Origin of the sequence: uncultured Draconibacterium sp. (assembly GCF_913060805.1) — a bacterium.
Classification (GTDB): domain Bacteria; phylum Bacteroidota; class Bacteroidia; order Bacteroidales; family Prolixibacteraceae; genus Draconibacterium.
Map to the genome: position 1 here is coordinate 20,360 of NZ_CAJXTC010000003.1, position 24,117 is coordinate 44,476.

The following is a 24,117-nucleotide window of genomic DNA, read 5'->3' on the forward strand; positions in this document are numbered from 1 at the left end:
AAAACAAGAAAACAGAATTAAAGGAGGAGTTATGAATTATCGCGTTGAAAAAGACACACTGGGAGAAATAAATGTACCGGAGAAAAAACTTTGGGGAGCGCATACACAGCGGTCGTTAGAGAATTTCAGAATCGGGAGGGAGGCATCGATGCCTGCCGAGATTATCGAGTCTTTTGCGATTATTAAAAAAGCAGCTGCCCGGAGTAATCACAAATTGGGAATACTTTCTACCAACAAAAAGCAGTTGATAGAAACAGCTTGCGACGAAATTTTAGCCGGAAATTTGGATGACCATTTTCCGTTGGTAATTTGGCAAACCGGCTCGGGAACGCATACCAACATGAATTGTAACGAGGTGATCGCCAACCGGGTAAAACAAATTGTGGAAAACGATTTTCAGTGGGAAAACATCGTGCTGCACCCAATTGATGACGTGAACAAATCACAGTCATCAAACGATACTTTTTCGGCTGCCATGCACATTGCTGCTTACAAAAAGCTAACAGCTTATTTGTTGCCGGCGCTTAAAGAGCTGCATGATACTTTTCAAAAGAAATCGGAGGAGTTTAAAGCGATCGTAAAAATTGGCCGAACCCATTTTATGGATGCCGTTCCGATTACTTTAGGCCAGGAATTTTCTGCCTATTCTACCCAAATTGAAAAAGGAATAAATGCATTAAAAAATACCTTGCCCGAATTGCAGGAGCTGCCATTAGGTGGAACTGCTGTTGGAACGGGATTGAATGCTCCGGAAGGTTTCGACGATGAAATTGTAAATGAAATAAGCCACGAAACAGGACTGCCATTTACAAAGGCCAAAAATAAGTTTGCATTGATAGCCGGGCACGATGCTTTTGTGCAATCGCACGGTGCAATAAAGCAGTTGGCCGTCAGTTTACTAAAAATTGTAAACGATCTGCGTGTAATGGTTTCGGGGCCGCGAGCCGGAATATCAGAATTGAATATTCCCGCAAACGAAGCCGGTTCGTCGATTATGCCGGGGAAAGTGAATCCAACACAAATTGAAGCGCTTTCAATGGTTTGTACCCAGGTTATTGGTAACGATACAACCATTTCGGTGGCCAATTCTTACGGGCATTTTCAGTTGAATGTTTTTAAACCTGTGCTGATTGCTAATTTCCTTGAATCGGCAACATTGCTTGCAGATGCTTGCAAATCATTCAATAAAAACTGCTTGGTTGGAATAACTCCCGATACCGAAAAAATTGATGCGCATGTAAATAATTCGTTGATGTTGGTGACTTCGCTTACGCCGCATATTGGCTACGACAAAGCCGCAAAAATTGCCAAATATGCCCATGCCCAAAAGTGTAGTTTAAAAAAGGCTGCAGCAGAATTGAAACTGGTTGATGAAAAGCAGTTTGATGAATGGGTAAAACCCGGTGAAATGACACGTCCGAATGTAACACCAAATAAGAACAAGTAATTAAACAGAATAATGGAACACAAGATAGAGATTAAACAAAAAAACTGGTTAACGCATAATGTAATGCAATTTACCCTTGAAAAACCCGAGGGATTTTCGTTCACAGCCGGGCAGGCGGTTGAAGTAACACTCGATGATCCGGAATTTAAAGATAAAGCAGCACCGTTTACCTTAACCAGCTTAAATATGGATGAAGATTTGGAATTAACGATAAAGTGTTATCCAAAACACGAGGGAATAACATTGGCACTTTCAAAACTGGAAAAGGGTGATCATTTATTGATTTCTGATGCCTGGGACTCGTTTAAAAATAACGGGCCGGGAGTATTTATTGCCGGCGGAACCGGGGTAACTCCCTTTATCGCACTTTTGAGGCAAATGGAAGTTGATGGAACGGTAGATGGAAGCCGGCTGATATTTTCGAACAAAACAGAAGACGATATTTTTCTGGATGAGGAGTTTAAGAGAATATTGGGGAATAATTTTATAAAACTGCTGACGCAGCAAAATAAGAAGCCTCATTACTACGGAAGAATTGATAAAGCTTTTCTTAAAAATATAGTTGGAGAATTCGACCAACCGTTTTACCTGTGTGGACCTGAAAATTTTGCTGCCGATATAAAAGGCTACTTAAAAGAATTGGGGGCCGGCGATGATTTGGTGAATATCAGTTTGTAAGAATATAAATGCCGTTTCGGCATTTTTTTTTGCATAAAAAACCGGTTGGGCAATTGAATGCCGCAACCGGTTAAACAACAATTGATATTGGTGTATAAACCTGAATTCGATTTTTAAATATTATCACAGAAAGTCATAATTGCGTCAGATTTCCATATAGAATTATGCAGGAATAACGGGTTATTTTAAAGAATTCTAAATGGAAAGATGGCGTGAGAAGGACTTTCCATTCTTGGCTTTGCTCTTTTTGCCATAAACTTCCAACAATTTTCTTGTATTATCCCGATAGTACTTCGAAAACCGTTGAAAGTTTCTGTCTAAAAATAGCTAAAGCTGTGAGCTATTTTAACTTCGAACTCAGGTTATAATTAATCTTTAACCCACTCCCGGGCTTCGTCAATGGCCGTAAATTCAAAATATTTTACCTCGCCTGAAATAAATGGTGCGGCCAGTTCTGACCACAATTTTTCCCAACGCGATTTTCCAACAACCGCAATTTTCTTCATGTGATTAAAATGTTTCAGATAGGTTTTTACATCTTCCCAAAATGCTTTTGGCGAAATCCCATCCACATAATTTAGCTGGACATACAATTTAACCTTTCCAAAATCTTTAACCGCCTTTTCAATCAACGGCGTAATTTTGTTGTAGTCTTCCTCTGTCAATTTTCCTTCAACTTCAAGAGCAATCAACTCTTCTTTTGTAATATCAATTATTTTAAACATAGCTTTAATTTTAAGTGTTACTTGATTCCTTTTTTCAGTAATTGTGCATTTATGGCAACAATAACGGTACTTAGGCTCATTAATACTGCTCCCAATGCCGGGCTGATCATTATTCCATAGCTGATCAGAACTCCGGCAGCAAGTGGAATTGCAGCCACATTATAAGCGGTAGCCCAAATAAAATTCTGTATCATTTTCCGATGGGTTTTCTCTCCGAAATGCAGCAGCGCCGAAATATCTTTAGGATTACTGTTCACCAAAACAATGTCGGCTGTTTCGGCGGCAACATCAGTCCCCGAACCTATGGCAATTCCAACATCGGCAGATGCCAGCGCCGGAGCGTCGTTTATTCCGTCGCCGGTCATGGCAACAAACTCGCCTTTATCCTGAATCACCTTGAGTTTATCCAGTTTCTGGTCGGGCAACAATTCGGCAAAGTACCCGTCGAGTTGCAGCTTGTTGCTAACTGCTTTTGCAACGTTTTCGTTGTCGCCGGTCATCATATAAATTTTAATTCCTTGCTTTTTTAACATTTTTACCGCTTCAAACGATTCCTCCCGAATCTCATCGGCGAGTGCGATAACTCCGGCCAGTTTATCTTTTGCCAAAACAAAAACAATGGTTTCCTGGCTGTCGGTATCCACTTCTTCCGGAATGTCAATGTTGTTTTCTTCCAGGTAACCGGGACTAACAACCTTAACTTTTGTGCCATCTACATTTCCTTCAATTCCTTTTCCTGTAATGGTTTCAACATCCGAAACTTTCGGAATTTCGATACCTTCATCTTTTACCTTACGCAGAATTCCTTCGGCCAACGGATGCTCCGATTCGGATTCCAAAGCTCCCGACATTGCCAGAATTTGTTCGTCGGAATAAGAGTCGGACAAGCTTTTAACGTGGGTTACTCCAAAGTTTCCTTTGGTTAGCGTTCCGGTTTTGTCAAACACAACAACCGAAACTTTTCGTGCATTTTCGAAAGCCGTCCGGTTCCGAATAAGCAGTCCCTGTTTTGCCGATACCGATGTAGAAATTGCTACCACCAGAGGAACGGCAAGACCAAGCGCGTGTGGGCAGGTAATTACCATAACACTTGCCATGCGCTCGAGCGCAAAGACAAACGATTTACCCAGCACCAGCCACGTTGTGAGTGTTCCAAAACCAACAGTTAAGGCAATAATGGTAAGCCAAAACGCAATTTTATCGGCAAGATGTTGTGTCTTCGATTTTTTATTTTGCGCCTCTCGAACCATCTGAATTACTTTATTCAGGTAAGCTTCTTCACCAACCTGTTCAACGGTAATTTTTAGCGAATTGGTACCGTTCACCGTTCCGCCAATTACTTCATCATCTTTCGATTTGCTTACCGGTTGTGATTCTCCGGTTACCATCGATTCGTTTATATTACTTTTCCCCTCAATAATTTTTCCGTCCACCGGAATTTTCTCTCCGGGACGAACCAAAACTGTGTCGCCCGATTTTAATTCATCGATTTTTACATCGCGCGTATCGTCACCTTCTATTAAGTGCGCCTCACTGGGCATTAAATCAATTAAACTTTGCAGCGCTCCCGACGCGTTTACCACCGATTTCATTTCAATCCAGTGGCCCACCAGCGTAATATCGATTAATGTGGCCAGCTCCCAGAAAAAGGAGTCGCCTTTTAATCCAAAAGTTGTAGCTGTACTGTAACCAAATGCTACGGTAATAGCTACCGCAATTAAGGTCATCATGCCCGGTTGCTTTTTCTTCAACTCGTCGGCTAAGCCGGTAAGAAAGGGCCATCCGCCATAAAAGAAAATGATTGCAGATAAGGCAAACAGAATGTATTTATCGAAACTGAATTGAATTTCGTAACCAATTATTTGCTGAATAAGTGGCGATAAAACAAGTATTGGAACTGTTAGTACCAGCGAAATCCAGAATCGTTTCCGAAAATCGGCGATCATGTGTTTATGATGTTCCGTATGATCGTGATGTCCGTTTTCTTGGTGGTTGTGTTGTGAGTGGTCATGTTGCGAGTGCTTATGTTTTTCGTGGTTCGAATTCATAGGTATTTGTTTTCTGATGAACAGTTATTTTGGGGACTATTTTCGTCGAATCTTTTAAGCGTTCTCGGTGCTTTTGCTCGGAATGAGGCTGTAAAGAATTGTTGTTAATTGCTCTCGGTTCATTCCCAGTTTCAGCTCCAGATGATGCAGGAATTCATTCTCATAACCCTCAACATAAGTAAGCTCCTCGTTTGATAATTGCGGGTATTTTTCTTTTAACCCGAGTTTAATAAACGACCAGTTGTTTTTTATTGAATTGTTTGTTTTCATCTGTATAAATTTTAATTTGTTACAGCTTTAAGTTGGCCAGAAACGTGCCACGAAGCACTATCTGTATGTATAATTTTATTTCCGTTCTGAGTTTCCGATATGCCGCTAATTATGCGGAGTTGCATACTGAATTTGAAAATAAACAGCCTACTGATTAGTGTGGAAAGATGTCACACTCTGCGGAAAAATAGCACGATTTTCAAGGATCTTGAAGCACCCGAAATCCCGACTAAAGACGTGTTTAATCTGCCATCTCGTTTGGTACTTTTTGCTCCTTGTTTTTTTCGTCAACAGCATATTTGATTTTATATTCCAGTTGACGAATCTGACTTTCCAATCCTTTAATTGTTTTGTCTCTGTTTTTAATTTCGTGATTCTTTTTTGCACGATAGGGTAGCGACAATATAAAACTGGTTATGGCGCCAAACGTAACGGCAATAATTATCACCAGCGACAAATTGGATTCGATTCCCCATTTCCAGAAATTAATCGAAACCACCGACGAGTTGTTCAGCGCGAACAAAACAACGCCCAGTATAACGAGTAATATTCCTATAAATGTTTTTTGCATGGCTATATATTTTGATTCATAATTCTCAAATCTGCATCGTGTGGAGATTGGATGGGACGAAAACATTGTTCGCTTTCAGTGAATATCCTTTGTCTTTTACATTGTTTATAAGGCAATATGCGTGCCCGGACATCCATTTCAAGCCTTCTTCAACAGAAAGTGGGTAAATACAGGCTTTTAATTGCCAGTTGGCACATTGGAGCTTTTTAACGTAGAAGTTTTCGGTTGTAGAATTTTATAGAATAGTGTGGAAAAAATTCACTTTAAACAGCGTGTTTGCAGGGGATTTACCAGTTGCTGGCGCATGGCATAGTATTTTCATAATATCCTACTGTTGAATTAAAAACAAGTAACATGAAAATGAAAAACATCGCAATGAAAGCATTTACAAAACAGATGAACTTGATTTTTATCCTATTACTTTCTGCCACTATTTTGTCGTGTAATTCTTCGAATAAACAAAACGACAATAAAGAAGAATTGGCCGAAGATCTGCAGGAAGTAAAACAGGATGTTAATGCTATTCTGGAAAAGGATAAAGAGGAGTTAAAAATGGAAGTTGACTCTGCGATTACCGAATTTAACGAAAAGCTTTATGATTACGAAGATGAGTTAAGAAAAGGTACCAAGCAGGTAAATTCCGAGACGGAAGAGTTGGTTGAAGAGCTAAAAGTTAAAAGCGACTCATTAACCACTCGGGTCGACGAAATTAAGGATCAGGGAGAACAAACCTGGGACGAATTTAAGGAAGAGCTACAATACGATACCGAAAATTTTAAGAAAAGTGTTGAAGCATTCTTTGAAGATAATATGTAAAAAGTAAGAAAATGAAAAAAGCCCCGGCAACTTTAAAGTTGTCGGGGCTTTTTGTTTTACTCAACAATTAGTTTCCCTTTCATTCCGGCCTGGTAGTGTGCCCTGAACGTACAAACATATTCGTAAGTTCCTTTTTCTTCGGGCACATTAAAAACGATTGAATCTGTTTCTCCGTCGCCCAGCATTTTTGTTTCGGCAATTACTTTACTTTCAAGTGCCGGATCGATAAAATCATTGTCTTCGTGCTGAAGTCCTTTGTTTACAAAGTTCATCCCATCGGTGCCTTTCTTTAGCAGCACCCAGTTATGTGCCATCATGCTTTTATCATTGATGTTACTAACTGTGGTCAGCGTAATTTTCAGCTGCTCTCCGGGCGATGCTTTAATCGTTTCAACCGTAAAGCGCAGATTGTCGTGGCCTTCAATTTTAATCTCTCGTTGTGCCCAGGTGTTTGCTGCAAAAAGTAGTAACAGCAAAACCGGAGCAAGTTTTTTTAGTAGTTTCATCTGTATAAATTTTAATTTTTTTATGATTTAAAAATTCTAATTTGACAGATGGAACCGCTCCATCCGTCGCTCTCACATAAAATTTATTCATTCTTGTTTGTGTAACTTTTGAATGAAAAATTTCATGTTCGTTTCATATCGTTATAATTTTACTTGTTTTGGTGGGGGACAGGCGGTTTTATCCCACGGTGATTTCGTTCACCACCTCGTTTACACCTTTGGTGTGCAAGGCCTGGTCCTCAATTTCTTTTCTGATGGGATCGTTGGCCACACATCCCGAAATGTAAACGGTACCTTTCTCCACCTCTGTAATAATTTTGTTCTCGTCGATCAGGGCACTTTTTTCAAAAGCATCTTTTAGCGCCTGCTGAATGTGCTGGTCGTTGCTTATCATTTTCGGATTTACCTGTAAACGATTGTCCAAATCGATGACTCCCTTGGTAGAGCTTACAATCTTTTCGGCAGCAATGCTCTCGCTTTCGTTCGATACGTGCCCCGATAACACTACCTGACCCTTGTTAACCTCCACCACAACATTCCTCGGATTGATGCTTTTTTGCCATTTAAAATATTGTTGAATATTGTCTCTGATCTCATTGTCGGAAACGGCCGGCTGATTGGGTTGAAAATTTACCTGCAGATCGTTTACCACGTTAAAATCTTTGGCTACTTCAGTGGCATCGCGGAGTGCTTCAATTTTTGCACTGAAACTGGGCACGTGCCCCTGCAGATGAACTACGCCATCGGTAATACTTACAAATATGTTGTTGATATTCACTGCATCGTTATTCGTTAACCGGTCGATGATGTTCTTTTTAATAATTTCTTCTGGTAATGGTTTCATAATATATCTGTTTTTCTGTTTTGCATATAAATGTGTGCGATATCTGTACCAAGCAGGTGATTTGAGGAAGTATATTTTTTGAGTAGTTAAACCGCCTGTAGACAGCAGTTTGTGGCCGCTTTGTTCTTGGGCAAGAATTCGCTCGTCGGAAAGATTGTGGAAAGATTGGCCGCTAAGTGTGTAATATTTCAACAGGATGTGGAATTATATAAAGTGTGTTTTTCGCATTAGTCAGCATTGTGATTCACGGCTGATATTCGTAACTTAATTAGAACTAAAAACCGACTTGTTATGCTTACACAATATTTATTGCTTGCCGTTTTTGGAATTGCCATGGCGCACTTCGAGGGGGTGGTTGTAGTTTATCTGCGAAAAGCCATCGGATTGCTGGATTCAGAAACGGAAGCGGGAAACAAAGAATTGCTGGAACAGATTCCGAAACGCACCATAAAAATTGAAATGACTCGCGAAGCTGCCACCATTGTTATGCTGGTTACACTGGCATTGCTGGTCGGTACTTCCTGGCTGGATAAGGCAATGGTTTTTTTGTGGACCTTTGCTTTCTGGGATTTGTTTTATTACGTATCGTTGTATGTGGTAATAAAATGGCCGCCACGGCTTACCACCATCGATGTGTTATTTCTAATCCCGCGCCCGTGGATTGCCCCGGTTTGGTTTCCGGTTGGTGTATCAACCATAACCATCGTATGTATTGCTGTGTTTTATTTGTTCCCGGGACTGTAAAAAAGAACATTAATGATTCCTAATATTACCAACTGAGATGAATGTTTTAGACCCCACCTAACCTCCCCAAAGGGGAGGAAATGTCCCCCTTCGGGGGATTTAGGGGGTTAATAATTTGCACTTTAACTTTCTGGAAACAGCACTCAATTCGGACAAAGGTTATTAGCGAGCCGCTATTTTAAATGTATTCAACGATGTTGCAGGCAAAACAGGTGAAATAAACGAATCCCCAATTTTGATGTTTACCGTTTTACTCGCTTCATCCTGGTTTCCTGCAATTACAATTACAGAACCGTCAGGATTTTTAAATGCCAAAAGGTCGTTGTAATCGCCGCCCGTTTCAAGTTTTACTGCTCCCGGCAAAACATAGTGGCTGGCGTGTTTTAATATGTAGTATTCGTACGAATAGCGATAACTTTTATTTTCCGAGTCGACTACCACCAACGAGTTTTGTTCCCATCCCCAGCGGCTTACACCACCTTCCAGCAACGAAGTGTTCCAGTATTCGTAAACCGAAACACCATTGTTCAGGTAATGCTTCATCAAATCCCACGAATGCATGGCTCCGCCCCAATCGTTTTTACCGTCGCCACATTCCTGCTCCGTTTGGAACATCGCCAAATCAGGATAACGTTTGTTTAAACCCGGCAGTGCATCTTTTCCGGCCCACTGAAAACCTACTCCTTTTACATATTTTGACGATTCCGGATCTTGTAGAATCGTGTCAACCAGCGCTTCGTTTGGGCGCTCCATTGTCCCAAAATACACATCAACTCCCAATTCATTCATGGACGGTCCTAAATACGAACCGATAAAATTGGACAAACCGGCAGCCGTCCAGCAGCAGCTCGGAAATATTTGTGCCGAGTTAAATTCGTTTTGTGGCATTACCGCAAAAATATCAATGCCTTCGTTTTTATAACCTTGAATAAATTTTGAGAAGTAAAGCGCGTAAGCTTCCAGGTACTTATCTTCCTGGATAAACATATCGGTACCTTCTTTTCCTTCGCGGTCGATCGGCAGATCGTTCTGATATAAGGGATTGCCGACATTGGCAAAAAAGCCACTCAAAGCTGCGGTGTCGCCTTGTGCTTGGCGTTGTTTGGCATACATTTCAGCCATGTTGGCCATACGCTGCGATGAGGTGCTGGCATAATGTTTATTGTATTTCATCCACGATGGAGGGCTCCAAGGCGATGCCCAAATCTTAATATCGGGATTGTATTGTTTGGCGTTTTTGATAAAAGGAATCAGTGTGTTTTTATCGTTTTCTATCGAAAAATTTTCCATGGCAAAATCGCTATCGGTTTCGTTGTACGAATACCAGTTTAAGGCAAAATCGTTAGCAGCAACCGGCATACGGCAAATGGAAAAATTGGCTCCAAAACCAGGCGAAAAAAGCTCGTTCATTATCGACTCGCGATCAGCGTCGCTTAACTCATTTAGCGATGTCCAACCCAATTCGTTAAAACAGCTGCCAAAACCTACAATCTCTTGTTGTGTTTTTTCGAGATAAACTTCGGCACTGGTATTTTCGGCAGAAGTTGTTGTTTCTATTTGTGAAGTTTTCCACTGAGTGGTGGGTGTTGTACTTACCCAATCAACCGGAGTTGTTTTGTTGCAGGCTGAAAATAAAAGGAGGCTAAAAATTACGATGGTTAAGTTCTTCATTTGGTTTATTTTGATTTGCCAAAATACAAATTATTTTCAGGCGTTTTAATCTCGGTTAGGTAAGAAATCGCTAATCCTCACGAACATCACGAAATGCTTTTCTGTTTTTTTTGTTTATCATTGCAAATTCAATTTAACTAACTGATGAAAGCGCTAACTAATGAGATACTACAACTTTTGAATAACCACCAAGAGGCTGCTTTTGAAGTAGTTTTTAAATTGTACTATCCCCGTTTAGTGTATTTTGCCAAAGAATTTGTTCCCGATAGTGAAGCTAAAAACCTGGTTCAGGATGCCTTTATTTCCATGTGGGATAAAAAGCCACAGTTCATCAACGAATCGCAGCTGCAAAGCTATTTGTACACCAACGTAAAAAACAACTGTCTGATGTTTTTGCGTCACGAAAAGGTGAAGAAAAAGTACAAATCAGAGGCAGCTTTTCAGAAACAAAACAGTATTTACACCGAAGCTTTATCGGGCCTCGATACGTCTACCGTTACTTTTCAGGAAATAGAATCGATTATTGAAAAAACACTTTCGGAGCTACCTGATCGTTGTCGAGAAATTTTTGTTTTAAGCCGCATGGAAGGCAAGAAAAACAAAGAGGTAGCCGAAGCCTTAAATATTTCAGTAAAATCGGTTGAAGCACAGATCACCAAAGCCCTGAAAACACTTCGGGTTTCGCTCAAAGATTATCTCCCTTTAGTCGCCTGGCTGCTTTTTAATATAAATCAGTAAAAAAAAAAATATCTGCACAATGCTCAGATATTCAGTGGTTTATGTTGGTGTTTGTCAGGAAATTTCAAAAAAATAAAATTTTAAGCTAGGGTAATTGCCTGGTTGGTCATTATATCAGTAACATACGAAAAATGGATTCGGAAAAACTAATACATAAAATCACAGAGAGTAAGTCGCTAAAAGATTCGGAAGAGCTTTTAGATTATATAAATGAATCGGGGGAGAATACCAAAGAGTATATCCGTTATAAAACACTTTGGGCGATGCTGCAAACCGGAAATGAAATGGACGAAGAAACCATTAACAAAGGTTTTAGTGCAGTAAAACGAGGTGTTAAAGGCCACGGTAATTCAGTTCTACTGAATATTGCAAAATACGCGGCAATTATAATTCTGGCCGTTTCAGCAGGTTATCTTGTTCAGTATGCCGATTTCAATAATGAAATTGCCATGAACGAGGTTTTTGTACCTAAAGGAAACCGCACCTCTGTGGTGTTACCCGACGGATCGAAAGTTTGGCTGAGTAATGGAACAAAGCTGGTTTACCCCGAAAGTTTTGTTGGCGACTTTAGAGATGTACATCTGGAAGGAGAAGGTTTTTTTGAAGTAACACACGACGAAGATCACCCCTTTATTGTAAACGTGGGGCAACACCGCATAAAAGTTTTAGGGACAAAATTTGCTGTGGTGGCATACCCCGAAGATGAAGAGGTAAAAGCGGAACTGGTCTCAGGAAAAATTCAATTTGATATTCATTCTGGTGCTACCGAAGAGAGTTACAAGTCTTTTATGGTAAAACCTATGCATAGTTTAGTTTATGACAAAACCTCCGGGAAGGTTTATGAATCAATCATCCCGGATGGTTTTCATGATTACTGGCAAAAAGGAACTTATCGTTTCCGGAATGAAACTTTTGATTCGCTGGCAACAAAAATTGCACGTATCTATAACGTTGAAATCATTTTTAACGACGAAGAACTTAAAACGCGCACTTTTACCGGAACCTTAAGCGTAGACGACAATATTTACACACTGATGGAGGTATTTAAAAGTGCTTCGGGAAAACCTTTCGAATACTATTTTGACAGTGGAAAAATTTATATCGACAAATAACTAAAACCAAAAGCGTATGTAGGGAACCAAATTTATGAACTAAAAACGGGAAATGCCTGGCCGCACTTCCCGTCTGTCAGGAAACACGCCTAATGTTTCCTTCTGAGAATCAATAAATAAGCCAATCGGCTCAATTATCGAACTTTAACACGTTAAATGTATGAAAAAAACTAACATTTGCAATGGGGAGAGTTGTATGCCCCATTTCAAAAAACTATTAAGAATTATGAAGATCACATGTTTGCTTGTAGTGATTGCATTTGTGCAAGTTTCGGCCTCCACCTATGCCCAATCAACGAAGTTAACATTGGACATGAAAAATGCCAGACTAGCTGAACTATTTGAACAAATTGAAAAAACCAGTGAATTCCGCTTTTTTTATGACAGTGACGAAATTGATCTGTCGAAAAGAGTATCGATCACTCAAACGAATTCCAATATCGTAGATATTCTGTCGGAAGTTTTTGCCGGAACAGAGTATACCTACGAATTAATGGACCGACACATTATTGTCAAACATTCAGAAGTATATAATCCTGCTACCGGAATTGCCAATGCTGCTCAGCAGAATGGGATTACAGGTACAGTTACCAGCCGAAGTGGTGAGCCTTTGCCGGGAGTAACCGTTGTGGTTAAAGGAACCACAAAAGGTACGGTTACACAGATTGATGGTACATACTCGTTGTCGAATGTAAAACCCGGAGCTATTCTTGTTTTTTCTTTCATCGGAATGGAAACTCAGGAGATCGAGTTAGGCAACCAAACTACTGTTGATGTTGCATTGAGCGAATCAACTATTGGTTTGCAGGAAGTAATTGCTATTGGTTACGGTACGCAAAAGAAAGAGTCGTTAACAGGCGCAATTTCCGGTGTTTCGGCAAGCGATATCGAGCAGGTACCTGCAGCGACCGTTGGTTCTGCACTGGCGGGTAAAATTGCCGGTGTTTCTTTCCGTATGCCCGACGGACGTCCGGGTGCACATGCTACCATCCAAATTCGTAACATGGGCGATCCACTTTATGTAATCGACGGAATTCAGAAAGATGCAGGTCACTTTAATAACCTTTCGCCAAACGATATTGAAAGTATTAGTGTACTGAAAGATGCATCGGCAGCAATTTATGGTGTTCGTGCAGCAAACGGTGTAGTTGTAGTAACTACCAAACGCGGTAAAAAAGGAACAAAAAATACAATTAATGTAAACGCTTATACCGGTTGGCAAAACTGGTCGCGTTTCCCTGAAACTGTTGGGGCTTACGAGTGGATGCTTGGAAAAGCTTACTCTGAAATGAACCTTGACGGACATACCAACATTACCCGTGAAGAATTGGATAAATGGCAGGCAGGTACCGAAACCGGTTACAGAAGTTTCGACTGGTACGATTTTATCATTCAGCCTAATGCGCCGCAATCGTCGGTAAACGTTAGTACTTCAGGAGGATCGGATAAGATTAACTACTATTTGTCGTTAACACGTTTGGATCAGTCTTCTGTTTTAGGTCGCGAATTTACATTCGGACGTACCAATTTCCAATCGAACCTTGATGCTCAAATTACCGACCGTTTTAAAGTTGGTGTTTCAATAAACGGAAACATCGAAACACGCGATAATCCTGGTGTTCCGGGTGGCGACGATTACTGGGCACCACGTTTTGCTTTGTTCCGCAACCGTCCTACCGAAAGACCTTATGCCAACGATAATCCGGAATATATAAACAACATCGGTCACATGGCTGAAAACTGGGGATTGTTAACGAAAGAAAACTCTGGTTACTGGACAGAAGACTGGCGTGCGCTTCAAATGAACTTCGTGGCAGAGTACGACATTCCAATCGACGGATTGACCTTTAAAGGAACCTATTCGTACTTTATTAAAGACCGCATTATGAACGGTCATGAATACACTTACGAAGCTTATTCGTATTTCCCTGAAACCGATGAGTACAAAGTAACTTTCTCGATGATGAATCCATGGCGCGAGCGTGGTACACACAAACAATTTGAGAATGTACTGATCGGTCAGTTGGATTACGTGAAATCATTTGGCGATCATAACATTGCAGCAACCGTTGCAAACGAGCGTATCGAGCGTCGCGATTTAGATGTTTGGGTTCATGCCGTGCCAAAAACCAACGCACTTCCGCTTATTCAGTTTCCTGATATGGATACTTACGACGACAGAGATTACGAAAGTGCACGTATTGGTTACATTGGTCGTTTTAATTACAACTATGCCAATAAATACTATTTCGAATTCGCGAGTAGGTATGATGCTTCATGGAAATTTGTATCAAGCAATCGTTGGGGATTCTTCCCGTCGGTTTCGGGAGGTTGGAGAATTACCGAAGAGAATTTTGCTAAAGCATTGTTGGGCGAAAGCTCATTTAACCTGAAAATACGTGGATCGTATGGTGAGTTGGGTGATGATAATGTAGGCATTGGTGATTTTGATTATTTAACCGGTTACAATTATGCATCTCAGGCAGTTGTAATGGATCGCGAAATTATTACAGGAGCCCGCGACCGTGGTGTACCAATCACATCTATTTCGTGGTATACCAGTAGAATATTGGATATTGGTGCCGACTGGTCGTTATACAATGGCAAGCTGAGTGGTACGGTTGATTATTTCCACCGTAAACGTGATGGTTTGCGTGGTAGAAAATACGATATTCTGGTGCCAAACGAGTTGGGTTACGGCCTTCCGGATGAAAACGTAAACAGCGATGCTACAATGGGTGGTGAAATGTCGATTGCTTACGATGGCAATGTTGGCGATTTCCATTATTCAGTAGGCGGTAATGTTTCGTATGCAAGAAATAAATTCCTCGAATCGTACAAACCACGTTTTGGTAACTCGTGGGATCACTACCGTAATTCGCAGGAAGATCGCTGGACAGGAACTTTCTGGGGATATGAGGTTATTGGACAGTTCGAGTCGTTCGAGCAAATTAACAGCTGGGCGGTAAACAACGACGGAGTTGGCAACCGCGATATGCTTCCTGGCGATTTGATTTACAAAGACGTTAACGAAGATGGTGTTATCAATGGTTTGGATGAACGTCCGATCGGTTTCCCAAGAGACCGTAACCCGATTGTAAACTTTGGTATCAACCTAAGCGCTCAGTACAAAGGATTTGATATGAGAGCTGACTTCTCTGGTGGATCAGTGTACTCATACAACCAGGATTGGGAAATGCGTTGGCCTTACCAAAATACCGGTAACTTGTTAAAACAATTCTACGATGACCGCTGGCATCGCGAAGATCCGTACGATCTGAACAGTGCCTGGGTACCCGGACGTTATCCTGCTTTGCGTTTCAATACAGGATGGCATAATAACTACAATAAACAATCAACTTTCTGGCTTACTAATGCAAGGTACATAAGACTGCGTACGTTTGAAATTGGTTATACATTACCTGAAAAACTGATTGCAAAAGTTGGAATGCAACGTTGCCGACTATATGTAAATACATACAACCTATTCTCGTTGGATAACGTGAAGAGCTTAGGTGTTGAACCGGAGATTATGGATCAGAACGGATTACAGTATCCGCAAAACAGTATGGTAAATGTGGGTGTAAATCTTTCATTCTAAACTTAAAACTGAATTGACATGAAAAATAAGATATTATATATACTGATAATTCTACTGGCCTTTAGCTGGGGCTGTAACGATGAAGACTTCCTTGATAGGGAGCCAACTGACATTCTTTTGGATGATCAGGTGTGGGGAGATCAAGCACTGATTTTATCGGTAGTAAGTGACCTTTATTTTAGAATTCCGGAGTACCAATCTGCTCAGGGATGGTGGAACTTTGCCGATTTCGACGAAGCTTTTGCCTCAAACTTTGGCGATTACTGGCGTCATAAAAACAACGACTGGGGATATGGCGAATGGAGTCTTTGGAACTATGGTTATATCCGTGAGATCAACTTGTTTATTCAAAAAGCTGACTCGGATTTGACAAGTGAACTTGATCCTGCAGTAAAAGCACGTTTTATTGCTGAAGGACGTTTCCTTAGAGCCAATGCTTATTTCGAACTGGTAAAACGTATGGGGGGTGTTCCGCTAATTCTGGAACCAATGGAATATGATTTTAGCGGCGATGCATCTTATTTGCAACATCCGCGTGCAAAAGAGGCTGAAGTTTACGATTTTGTTCTTAGCGAACTGGATGCTATTAAAGGTGATCTTCCAAACGATGTAAATGTTAAAAGCCGTGCTACACAAGGTTTAGCATTGGCTATGAAAGCACGTGTTGCAATTTATGCTGCATCAATTGCAAAATATGGTGCAACTACTCCAAACGTAAGTTTGCCTGGTGGCGAAGTGGGTATCGATGCAGGCCTTGCCAATGGTTATTACAACCAGGCTTTAACTGCTGCCAAAGAGTTGATCAATAGTGGAACCTATTCGCTTTACAATAAAAAAGAAGACTTGTCGGAAAACTTCGCCAATATATTTATTGATAAAGCAAATAACCCGGAAGTAATTTTTGTGCGCGACTATGTACAGAGCGAGCGTAACGATGGTAGAGCAAATAACTGGACACTTTGGAACCAACCCTGGTCGGGTGCCGAAGATTTGGAAGGTGGTCGTACCAATCCTTCTTTGAATTTGGTTCAGTCGTTCGAAATGTTGGATAATAGTTTTGCTACTTTCCAAACAACTACTGAAGAAGGTGATTATATTTTCTTCGACGATCCGATTGATATGTTTGCAGGCCGCGATGCTCGTTTAGCAGGAACGGTAATTCTTCCCGGATCGAAATTCAAAGGTAAAGACCTTGATATCTGGGCCGGTTATCAATTGGCTGACGGAAGTATTGTTACAGGCGATGAGTTTGGTCAGCGCAAAGTATTGCCGGGTTCAGAAACTCCTGTGCAGGTTGTTGGTTTCGACGGACCAATCGACGGACGCGAGTTCAGTGCACAAAGTGGTTTTTACGTACGCAAGCATATGGATGTGAACACCGGTTCCGGTCAGCGTGGTTTGAAATCCGACAGATGGTGGGTACGTTACCGTTTAGCAGAAACTTACCTTATTGCTGCCGAGGCTGCTTTTGAATTGGGTAATGCAGGCGAAGCTGCCGGTTACATGAACACCGTTCGCAGTCGCGCAGGGTTTACAACTGATTTAACTGCCGACGATATTACTTTCGATCGTATTGTACACGAGCGCAGAGTGGAGTTGGCCTTTGAAGGTCACCAACTTTGGGACATGAAACGCTGGCGTTTGGCGCATATCGTTTTCAATGGCGAGCAAGCTGATTTAACTGATCAGCCATGGAAAGCAGATGAGGTTAGCACACGCGTATTTGGTTTGTGGCCATACAAATACCACGAACCGGGAAGTGCGAACGATGGTAAATGGATCTTTAAACAAGTGTTGCCGGGTCAGGTAACCGGTGCCGATCGTTTCCGCTTAGGTAACTACTATTCGTTCATTAACGACGATATCAGAAATAACAATCCGCAAATTGTTAAGAACCCTAATCAATAACCTTTAAAGGAGAATACAATGAAGAAGTTAAAATTTATATTCACATTACTTGTTGCTACTGCGATTTTCGCATCGTGCGACTGGGATAATTACGACGAACCGGAATCATTCCTGAAAGGAACTATTGTATACAACGGCGAGCCGATTAATGTAAGCTACAACGATGTAAACTTCCAGCTTTGGGAGCCGGGATGGGAATTGTCGTATCCTATAAATGTTGTTATTGATCAGGACGGAACTTATTCAGCACTGTTGTTTAACGGCAGTTACAAACTGGTTTTTCCTGACGGACAAGGCCCGTTTCGTACTGTTGGAGCAGATACGCTTGATGTTAATTTGAACGGCGATCAGAATATGGACATCGAAGTGGAGCCATATTATATGATTCGTAATGCACAGTTTTCGGCTTCAGGCGGAAATGTAACAGCTACTTTCCAGGCCGAAAAAATCATTACTGATGCTGATGCCCGAGATATTGAGCGCGTAAATCTATACGTAAACAAGAGTCAGTTTGTTGATTTCAGAACAAATATTGCCAGCACCGAAATCGGTGGCGGCGACATCGCTGATGCAAACTCTATCAGTATGTCGGTTGCAGTTCCTGAAATTACACCAACACAAAATTATGTGTATGCCCGTGTGGGATTAAAAGTTGCCGGACGTGAAGATATGATCTTCTCGTCGGTACAAAGAATAGATCTATAACCAACTATCTGTTGAGGTTGTCCCGGTGATTGTGCCGGGATAACTTCATTGACAGCCTTTTTTATTTAAACCAACTATTTTTCATTTTAATCTGAAATCAATGTTTAGAATACAATTTTGCGGTATTGTTTCAATACTTGCCTTACTATTTATTGCCTGTTCGCCAACCGAAAAAGTGAACGAAAACGTTAACAAAGAATCGTTCAGGGCACCGTCTTATCCCCTTATTACAATAGATCCATACACCAGTGCCTGGTCAAATGCCGATCAGTTGTTCGATGCTCCGGTTACTCACTGGACCGGAAAAACTCACTCATTAATTGGTGCACTGAAAGTAGATGGCGAAGTTTATCGTTTCCTGGGAAAAGAAGTTATTCCTCCGAAAGTTATTTTGCCCATGGCGAATTACGAACAATGGGAAGGTAGTTATACGGAAAAACAACCAGCGGAAGGTTGGGAAAAAGCCGGTTTTAACGATTCTGCATGGAAAATAGGAAAAGGTGCTTTTGGTACTTCAGGAATGCCGGCTTTGGCAACATCGTGGGAAAGTAAGGACATTTGGGTGCGCCGCTCATTTCAATTGCCTGATGAATTGGGAGCTGAAGATATCTACCTGATATACTCGCACGATGATATTTTTGAATTGTACCTGAATGGTGAGCAGCTGGTAAAAACCGAATACGAATGGCACAACAATGTACTGCTAAAACTCGATCGTAATAAATTAAAGCTTGGTGAAGAAAACGTTATAGCAGCACATTGCCATAACCGCACCGGCGGAGGTTATGTGGATTTTGGAATTATCCAGGAACGGAAAGAAAAAGAAATTTTTGCAACAGCTGCAATTCAAAATAGTGTTGACATAACAGCAACAGCTACAAAATATAATTTCACATGCGGACCGGTCGATCTTGAACTTTCATTCGTGTCACCTTTATTACCCGATGATCTTGATTTGTTATCGCGTCCGGTAAATTACATTAATTACGAAATTGAGGCCAACGACAACAAAAAACACGATGTTCAGATTTATATCGAAACCACTCCCGAATGGGCTGTAAACGATTTAAGCCAGGAAGTAATTTTAACCACCGGAGCTCAGCAAAATATTAGCTGGGTAAAAGCCGGAACTGTAGAGCAGCCGGTTTTAGAAAAAAAGGGTGACAATGTGAGAATCGACTGGGGGTATCATTACCTGGTAACTGCCGATAAACCTGAAACTGCAGTTCGTATTGGCGATTACCTGCTTTCGAAAAAACAATTTACAAACAACGAATTACCGGAAGGTGGTGTTGATGAGTTTACTACAAAAATGAGCCAGTCGATGCCGGCGCTTATTTATACTGAAAACCTGCAGGAAGTTAGCGACCAGTCAAAAAGTGGTTATGTAATGCTGGCTTACGACGACATTGAATCCATCCAGTATTTTGGAGATAACCTAAAAGCCTGGTGGACAAAAAACGGAGCAGTAAGTATCGAAGATGCTTTAAAAGCTTCAGTTGCTGAACGTGATAATATTCTTTCGCGCTGTGCAAAACTTGATAAGGAAATCTATTCTGAAGCATTTAAGGCAGGTGGCGAAAAATACGCCAAACTTTGCGAGCTGGCATTCCGCCAATCCATTGCTGCACATAAACTGGTAAAAGATACAAAAGGAAACATCCTTTTCCTTTCGAAAGAAAACTTCAGCAACGGTTCTATCGGAACGGTTGATGTTACCTATCCTTCAGCACCATTATTTCTGAAATACAATCCTGATTTGCTAAAAGGAATGTTGAATCCGATCTTCTACTATTCCGAAAGTGGCAAGTGGACGAAACCTTTTGCAGCCCACGATGTAGGTACTTATCCTTTGGCTAACGGACAAACCTATGGTGGCGATATGCCTGTTGAGGAATGCGGAAACATGATCATTTTAGCCACTGCGATTGCTGATACAGAAGGAAATGCCGACTATGCGGCCGAACATTGGGATGTTTTAACAGTTTGGGCAAATTACCTGCTCGAAAATGGTCTCGATCCGGAGAATCAATTGTGTACCGACGATTTTGCCGGTCACTTTGCACACAACGTAAACTTGTCGGCAAAAGCGATAATGGGAATTGCCGGATACGGAAAACTGGCAGCCATGTTAGGGAAAAACGATATTGCTGAGAAATACACTTCTGAAGCAAAACAAATGGCGCAGGAATGGATAAAAATGGCCGACGATGGCGACCATTATCGTTTGACATTCGACAAGCCGGGAACCTGGAGCCAGAAGTATAATTTGGTTTGGGATAAACTGCTGAACTTGGGAATCTTCCCGGAAGAAGTGGCTCAAACAGAAATTGCTTATTACCTTACCAAACAAAACAAATACGGCTTGCCGCTTGATAATCGCAGAACTTATACAAAATCAGACTGGATTATTTGGACAGCTACGTTGGCTGATGATAAGGCTACTTTCGAAAAGTTTATCGATCCGTTGTATGGTTTTGTAACTGAAACACCTGACCGTGTTCCAATGAGTGACTGGTATGAAACACCCGATGCTAAACAGGTTGGCTTTCAGGCACGCTCGGTAGTTGGCGGATATTTTATAAAAATGTTGGAAGAATAGGCGAATGAAGAATACGCTTTTCATATTTATACTCGTGATTTGGGCATTGCAAGCTAATGCCCAATCACAGGTTCCGCTAGGCGATCCATTCATTTTGTATCACGAAGGTGCTTATTATGCTTATGGAACGCAATCACCTGATGGTATTGCTGTGTATGTTTCAGATGATTTGAAAAACTGGAGAATACCTGCTGAGGAGAGAAACGGTCTGGCTTTGCACAAAGACGATGTGTATGCCGAACAACGTTTTTGGGCACCGGAAGTATATTTTGTGAAGGATAAGTTCTACATGTATTTTTCGGCTGATGAACACATATGTGTGGCCACGGCTGACAGTCCGCTTGGGCCATTTAAACAGGATGTGAAAAAGCCGATGATTGAAGATGAGAAGTGTATCGATAATTCACTTTTTATCGACGACGATGGAAAGGCCTATCTTTCTTTTGTACGATTTACTGATGGAAATGCCATCTGGATTGCAGAGCTGGAAGATGACTTAACGACCTTGAAAAAGGAAACCATAAAATCCTGTTTGCATGTTTCGCAGGATTGGGAAAAGGAGATGGCACGCGTTAACGAAGGTTCATTCATTGTAAAACACAATGGAATTTATTACATGAGTTATTCTGCGAATCATTTCGAGAGTCCAAAGTATGGTGTTGGATTTGCCACTGCCAAAAACATTATGGGGCCGTGGCAAAAATCTGATCAAAATCCAATCTTACAGAAACCGGGCAGATTGAAAGGAGTGGGGCACAGTGCCATGTTCAGAGATGCGAACGGGGAGTTGCGGATTGTTTTTCATTCGCATCACGATGATAATAAAATTCATCCACGCCTGATGCACATCGGCAGCGTTTACTTTGAGAATGACAATGGCGAAGAAGTAATGAAAATTGGCGATGATGTTCTTTCGCCAACCCTGGAAACGAAATAAAATGAATTTGAAGATTTACATAACACTTTTTTTACTGGTAATTTTTACCGCTTGTGCGAAAAGCGAGAACCCGCCCGCTGAAACTGATTCGGTAGAGACAACCTTTGCCAACCCGGTTTGGGATGGTGCCGATCCGTGGATGGTAAAACAGGGCGACGATTACATTTACTGTTTCTCTATTAACAACGGAATTGCAGTTTCGAGTTCCAAATTCATGACCAAAAGAAATAAGGCGGAATACATTTGGAAAGCACCTGCATCGGGTTGGAACAGCAACTGTGTTTGGGCGCCCGAGATTCATTTTATCGATGGACACTGGTATGTTTATTATGCTGCCGGCGTTTCGGGACCACCTTTTATTCATCAGCGAACAGGGGTTTTGCGCTCGGTAAACGATAATGTTTATAGCGAGTATGAAGACATGGGGATGTTAAATACGGGCGACGATCCGGATGATATCACGAAAAACATTTGGGCTATTGACATGACAGTGCTTGAACATAAAGGGAAACTGTATGCGATATGGTCGGGTTGGCTGGAGCAAATGGACACTGATGCCACATCGCAGCACCTTTTTATTCAGGAAATGGAGAATCCATACACCTTGAAAGGAAAGCGGATTTTGTTGTCTTCGCCAGAAGAAAGCTGGGAAACCGGTGGCCCACTCAATTTAAATGAAGGTCCTCAGGTTTTGAAACATGATGAACAGGTATTTATCGTTTACAGCTGTCGTGAATCTTGGTTGAAAGAATACCGACAGGGAATATTGCAGCTAAAAAATCCGGATGCCGATCCGCTCGCTCCTGAAAGCTGGATTAAAACAGGTCCCGTTTTCGAAGGAAATAATTCGGTTTATGGTGTTGGGCATGTTTCGTTTGTAAAATCGCCCGATGAAACGGAGGACTGGATTATCTACCACTCGAAAAAAACAACGGAGCCCGGTTGGGATCGTGATGTGCGAATGCAACCATTTAATTGGAATGCCGATGGAACTCCTGATCTTGGAGAAGCGGTAAGAGCCGGCAAAGCGATACAACGTCCATCGGGAGAAGTAGAAATAGAACAAAATCAAATAAACGAATAAAATGAAACGAACAGGAATTTATCTTTTGGCGATCATGCTGGTTTTGGGCGTTGCCTGCCAATCGAAAAAAGAAACACAGGAAGCTACCGAAGCAAAAACAGCTGAAGTTGTTTCGAAGAAATGGACACAGGAACAAGCTGATGCCTGGGCCGAAGAAAACGGATGGTTACGCGGAAGTAACTTTAATCCGAGTACTTCAATTAACCAATTGGAGGTTTGGCAGGCTGAAACTTTTGATCCTGAAACCATTGACCGTGAACTGGGGTGGGCCGAAGAAATTGGCTTGAATTGCATGCGCGTTTACCTGCACCATGTAGCATGGGGGGTTGATAAAGAAGGATTTAAAAACCGCATGAATCAGTATCTCGATATTGCTGACAGCCACGGAATAAAAACCATTTTTGTGTTTTTCGACGATTGCTGGAATGCCACTTACGAAGCAGGGAAACAACCGGATCCTAAACCTGGTGTTCATAACTCTGGTTGGGTGCGCGATCCGGGAGATTTGCTTTACGAAGATGAGAATCTGGTAAATGTTTTGGAAAACTATGTAAAAGATGTTCTAACTACGTTTAAAGATGATAAGCGAATTGCCATTTGGGATTTATACAACGAACCCGGCAACTCAGGCTACGGCAAGCGTTCAATGCCACTACTGAAAAACGTGTTTAACTGGGCCTGGGAAATTCGTCCATCACAACCGGTTTCGGCAGGTGTTTGGAATGCTTCGTTAACCGACTTGAATAAATTTCAGTTGGAGAATTCTGATATTATCACCTACCATAACTACGAAGGTCCTGAGCAACATCAGGCTGCCATCGACACCTTAAAAACAAGAGGCCTGCCAATGGTTTGTACCGAATATATGGCACGCCGTAATAATAGTTATTTCCAGAATATTATGCCAATTCTTCACAACGAAAATATTGGTGCAATTAACTGGGGATTGGTTGCCGGAAAATCAAATACAAAATATGCATGGGACGAACCAATTCCAGATGGATCGGAGCCGCCACTTTGGTTTCACGAGATTTTCCACCCTGATGGAACTCCTTACAGCCAGGAAGAGGTTGATGTAATTAAAAGTTTAAGCGGCGTAAATTAGTTTTA

General features: G+C 41.4%; 20 protein-coding genes. 13 read left to right on the forward strand and 7 right to left on the reverse strand.

Annotated features, from left to right (window positions below; genetic code table 11):
* The first annotated feature begins 31 nt into the window (after positions 1 to 31).
* Positions 32 to 1,447, forward strand: a complete 1,416-nt coding sequence (fumC, locus tag QZ576_RS02425; protein ID WP_297093802.1) for a class II fumarate hydratase — start codon at positions 32 to 34, stop codon at positions 1,445 to 1,447.
* A gap of 12 nt (positions 1,448 to 1,459) precedes the next feature.
* Positions 1,460 to 2,125 carry a flavodoxin reductase gene (locus QZ576_RS02430; RefSeq protein WP_297093803.1) on the forward strand — a complete coding sequence of 222 codons (666 nt, stop codon included), beginning with the start codon at positions 1,460 to 1,462 and terminating at the stop codon, positions 2,123 to 2,125.
* A gap of 368 nt (positions 2,126 to 2,493) precedes the next feature.
* On the opposite strand, the gene QZ576_RS02435 is transcribed toward QZ576_RS02430, so the two are convergent.
* From QZ576_RS02435 to QZ576_RS02450, 4 genes are all read right to left on the reverse strand, one after another.
* On the reverse strand, positions 2,494 to 2,850 hold the full coding sequence (locus QZ576_RS02435; protein WP_297093804.1) for an STAS/SEC14 domain-containing protein: 357 nt from the start codon (positions 2,848 to 2,850) through the stop codon (positions 2,494 to 2,496).
* A 17-nt stretch (positions 2,851 to 2,867) separates the two neighbouring features.
* The gene (locus tag QZ576_RS02440; RefSeq protein ID WP_297093805.1) at positions 2,868 to 4,898 is read right to left on the reverse strand and encodes a copper-translocating P-type ATPase; all 2,031 of its coding nucleotides are present in this window, start codon (positions 4,896 to 4,898) and stop codon (positions 2,868 to 2,870) included.
* Positions 4,899 to 4,952: 54 nt separating this feature from the next.
* Positions 4,953 to 5,168, reverse strand: a complete 216-nt coding sequence (locus tag QZ576_RS02445; RefSeq protein ID WP_297093806.1) for a hypothetical protein — start codon at positions 5,166 to 5,168, stop codon at positions 4,953 to 4,955.
* 241 nt (positions 5,169 to 5,409) lie between these two features.
* Entirely contained in the window at positions 5,410 to 5,739 is a 330-nt protein-coding gene (locus tag QZ576_RS02450) for a lipopolysaccharide assembly LapA domain-containing protein (protein WP_297093807.1), read from the reverse strand.
* Between the two features lie 354 nt (positions 5,740 to 6,093).
* On the opposite strand from QZ576_RS02450, the gene QZ576_RS02455 reads away from it, so the two are divergent.
* Positions 6,094 to 6,555 (forward strand): hypothetical protein, encoded by a 462-nt coding sequence (locus QZ576_RS02455; RefSeq protein ID WP_297093808.1) that lies wholly within the window; start codon positions 6,094 to 6,096, stop codon positions 6,553 to 6,555.
* A gap of 56 nt (positions 6,556 to 6,611) precedes the next feature.
* Here the strand turns inward: QZ576_RS02455 and QZ576_RS02460 are convergent, their stop codons facing one another.
* A complete protein-coding gene (locus QZ576_RS02460) occupies positions 6,612 to 7,061 on the reverse strand; it encodes a plastocyanin/azurin family copper-binding protein (protein WP_297093809.1) in 450 nt (149 codons plus the stop codon).
* 178 nt (positions 7,062 to 7,239) lie between these two features.
* Complete coding sequence (locus QZ576_RS02465) at positions 7,240 to 7,905, reverse strand: BON domain-containing protein (RefSeq protein ID WP_297093810.1); 666 nt, start codon at positions 7,903 to 7,905, stop codon at positions 7,240 to 7,242.
* Between the two features lie 291 nt (positions 7,906 to 8,196).
* Here QZ576_RS02465 and QZ576_RS02470 point away from each other — a divergent pair, with 291 nt between their 5' ends.
* Positions 8,197 to 8,649, forward strand: a complete 453-nt coding sequence (locus tag QZ576_RS02470) for a hypothetical protein (RefSeq protein ID WP_297093811.1) — start codon at positions 8,197 to 8,199, stop codon at positions 8,647 to 8,649.
* Positions 8,650 to 8,811: 162 nt separating this feature from the next.
* Here QZ576_RS02470 and QZ576_RS02475 read toward each other — a convergent pair whose 3' ends face one another.
* Positions 8,812 to 10,320: a glycoside hydrolase family 30 protein gene (locus tag QZ576_RS02475; protein WP_297093812.1), complete on the reverse strand. Its 1,509-nt coding sequence runs from the start codon at positions 10,318 to 10,320 to the stop codon at positions 8,812 to 8,814.
* Between the two features lie 144 nt (positions 10,321 to 10,464).
* Here QZ576_RS02475 and QZ576_RS02480 point away from each other — a divergent pair, with 144 nt between their 5' ends.
* From QZ576_RS02480 to QZ576_RS02520, 9 genes are all read left to right on the forward strand, one after another.
* Complete coding sequence (locus QZ576_RS02480) at positions 10,465 to 11,058, forward strand: RNA polymerase sigma-70 factor (protein WP_297093813.1); 594 nt, start codon at positions 10,465 to 10,467, stop codon at positions 11,056 to 11,058.
* Between the two features lie 131 nt (positions 11,059 to 11,189).
* Positions 11,190 to 12,170: a FecR family protein gene (locus QZ576_RS02485; RefSeq protein WP_297093814.1), complete on the forward strand. Its 981-nt coding sequence runs from the start codon at positions 11,190 to 11,192 to the stop codon at positions 12,168 to 12,170.
* A gap of 226 nt (positions 12,171 to 12,396) precedes the next feature.
* Positions 12,397 to 15,771 (forward strand): TonB-dependent receptor, encoded by a 3,375-nt coding sequence (locus tag QZ576_RS02490; RefSeq protein ID WP_297093815.1) that lies wholly within the window; start codon positions 12,397 to 12,399, stop codon positions 15,769 to 15,771.
* Positions 15,772 to 15,789: 18 nt separating this feature from the next.
* Positions 15,790 to 17,679, forward strand: a complete 1,890-nt coding sequence (locus QZ576_RS02495; protein WP_297093816.1) for a RagB/SusD family nutrient uptake outer membrane protein — start codon at positions 15,790 to 15,792, stop codon at positions 17,677 to 17,679.
* A gap of 18 nt (positions 17,680 to 17,697) precedes the next feature.
* Complete coding sequence (locus QZ576_RS02500; protein ID WP_297093817.1) at positions 17,698 to 18,384, forward strand: DUF3823 domain-containing protein; 687 nt, start codon at positions 17,698 to 17,700, stop codon at positions 18,382 to 18,384.
* A gap of 100 nt (positions 18,385 to 18,484) precedes the next feature.
* Entirely contained in the window at positions 18,485 to 20,986 is a 2,502-nt protein-coding gene (locus tag QZ576_RS02505; RefSeq protein ID WP_297093818.1) for a glutaminase family protein, read from the forward strand.
* 4 nt (positions 20,987 to 20,990) lie between these two features.
* Positions 20,991 to 21,923, forward strand: coding sequence for a glycoside hydrolase family 43 protein (locus tag QZ576_RS02510; protein WP_297093819.1), 933 nt, complete (start codon positions 20,991 to 20,993; stop codon positions 21,921 to 21,923).
* A gap of 1 nt (position 21,924) precedes the next feature.
* Positions 21,925 to 23,007, forward strand: a complete 1,083-nt coding sequence (locus tag QZ576_RS02515) for a glycoside hydrolase family 43 protein (RefSeq protein WP_297093820.1) — start codon at positions 21,925 to 21,927, stop codon at positions 23,005 to 23,007.
* Between the two features lies 1 nt (position 23,008).
* Positions 23,009 to 24,112 carry a cellulase family glycosylhydrolase gene (locus QZ576_RS02520; protein WP_297093821.1) on the forward strand — a complete coding sequence of 368 codons (1,104 nt, stop codon included), beginning with the start codon at positions 23,009 to 23,011 and terminating at the stop codon, positions 24,110 to 24,112.
* Positions 24,113 to 24,117: the final 5 nt, after the last annotated feature.

Coding starts and splice junctions, on each gene's coding strand:
- QZ576_RS02465 (WP_297093810.1), bottom strand. CDS start 7,905: ATGAAACCATTACCAGAAGAAATTATTAAAAAGAACATCATCGACCGG.
- QZ576_RS02510 (WP_297093819.1), top strand. CDS start 20,991: ATGAAGAATACGCTTTTCATATTTATACTCGTGATTTGGGCATTGCAA.
- QZ576_RS02455 (WP_297093808.1), top strand. CDS start 6,094: ATGAAAATGAAAAACATCGCAATGAAAGCATTTACAAAACAGATGAAC.
- fumC (WP_297093802.1), top strand. CDS start 32: ATGAATTATCGCGTTGAAAAAGACACACTGGGAGAAATAAATGTACCG.
- QZ576_RS02445 (WP_297093806.1), bottom strand. CDS start 5,168: ATGAAAACAAACAATTCAATAAAAAACAACTGGTCGTTTATTAAACTC.
- QZ576_RS02505 (WP_297093818.1), top strand. CDS start 18,485: ATGTTTAGAATACAATTTTGCGGTATTGTTTCAATACTTGCCTTACTA.
- QZ576_RS02490 (WP_297093815.1), top strand. CDS start 12,397: ATGAAGATCACATGTTTGCTTGTAGTGATTGCATTTGTGCAAGTTTCG.
- QZ576_RS02485 (WP_297093814.1), top strand. CDS start 11,190: ATGGATTCGGAAAAACTAATACATAAAATCACAGAGAGTAAGTCGCTA.
- QZ576_RS02450 (WP_297093807.1), bottom strand. CDS start 5,739: ATGCAAAAAACATTTATAGGAATATTACTCGTTATACTGGGCGTTGTT.
- QZ576_RS02520 (WP_297093821.1), top strand. CDS start 23,009: ATGAAACGAACAGGAATTTATCTTTTGGCGATCATGCTGGTTTTGGGC.
- QZ576_RS02430 (WP_297093803.1), top strand. CDS start 1,460: ATGGAACACAAGATAGAGATTAAACAAAAAAACTGGTTAACGCATAAT.
- QZ576_RS02475 (WP_297093812.1), bottom strand. CDS start 10,320: ATGAAGAACTTAACCATCGTAATTTTTAGCCTCCTTTTATTTTCAGCC.
- QZ576_RS02470 (WP_297093811.1), top strand. CDS start 8,197: ATGCTTACACAATATTTATTGCTTGCCGTTTTTGGAATTGCCATGGCG.
- QZ576_RS02460 (WP_297093809.1), bottom strand. CDS start 7,061: ATGAAACTACTAAAAAAACTTGCTCCGGTTTTGCTGTTACTACTTTTT.
- QZ576_RS02435 (WP_297093804.1), bottom strand. CDS start 2,850: ATGTTTAAAATAATTGATATTACAAAAGAAGAGTTGATTGCTCTTGAA.
- QZ576_RS02500 (WP_297093817.1), top strand. CDS start 17,698: ATGAAGAAGTTAAAATTTATATTCACATTACTTGTTGCTACTGCGATT.
- QZ576_RS02515 (WP_297093820.1), top strand. CDS start 21,925: ATGAATTTGAAGATTTACATAACACTTTTTTTACTGGTAATTTTTACC.
- QZ576_RS02440 (WP_297093805.1), bottom strand. CDS start 4,898: ATGAATTCGAACCACGAAAAACATAAGCACTCGCAACATGACCACTCA.
- QZ576_RS02495 (WP_297093816.1), top strand. CDS start 15,790: ATGAAAAATAAGATATTATATATACTGATAATTCTACTGGCCTTTAGC.
- QZ576_RS02480 (WP_297093813.1), top strand. CDS start 10,465: ATGAAAGCGCTAACTAATGAGATACTACAACTTTTGAATAACCACCAA.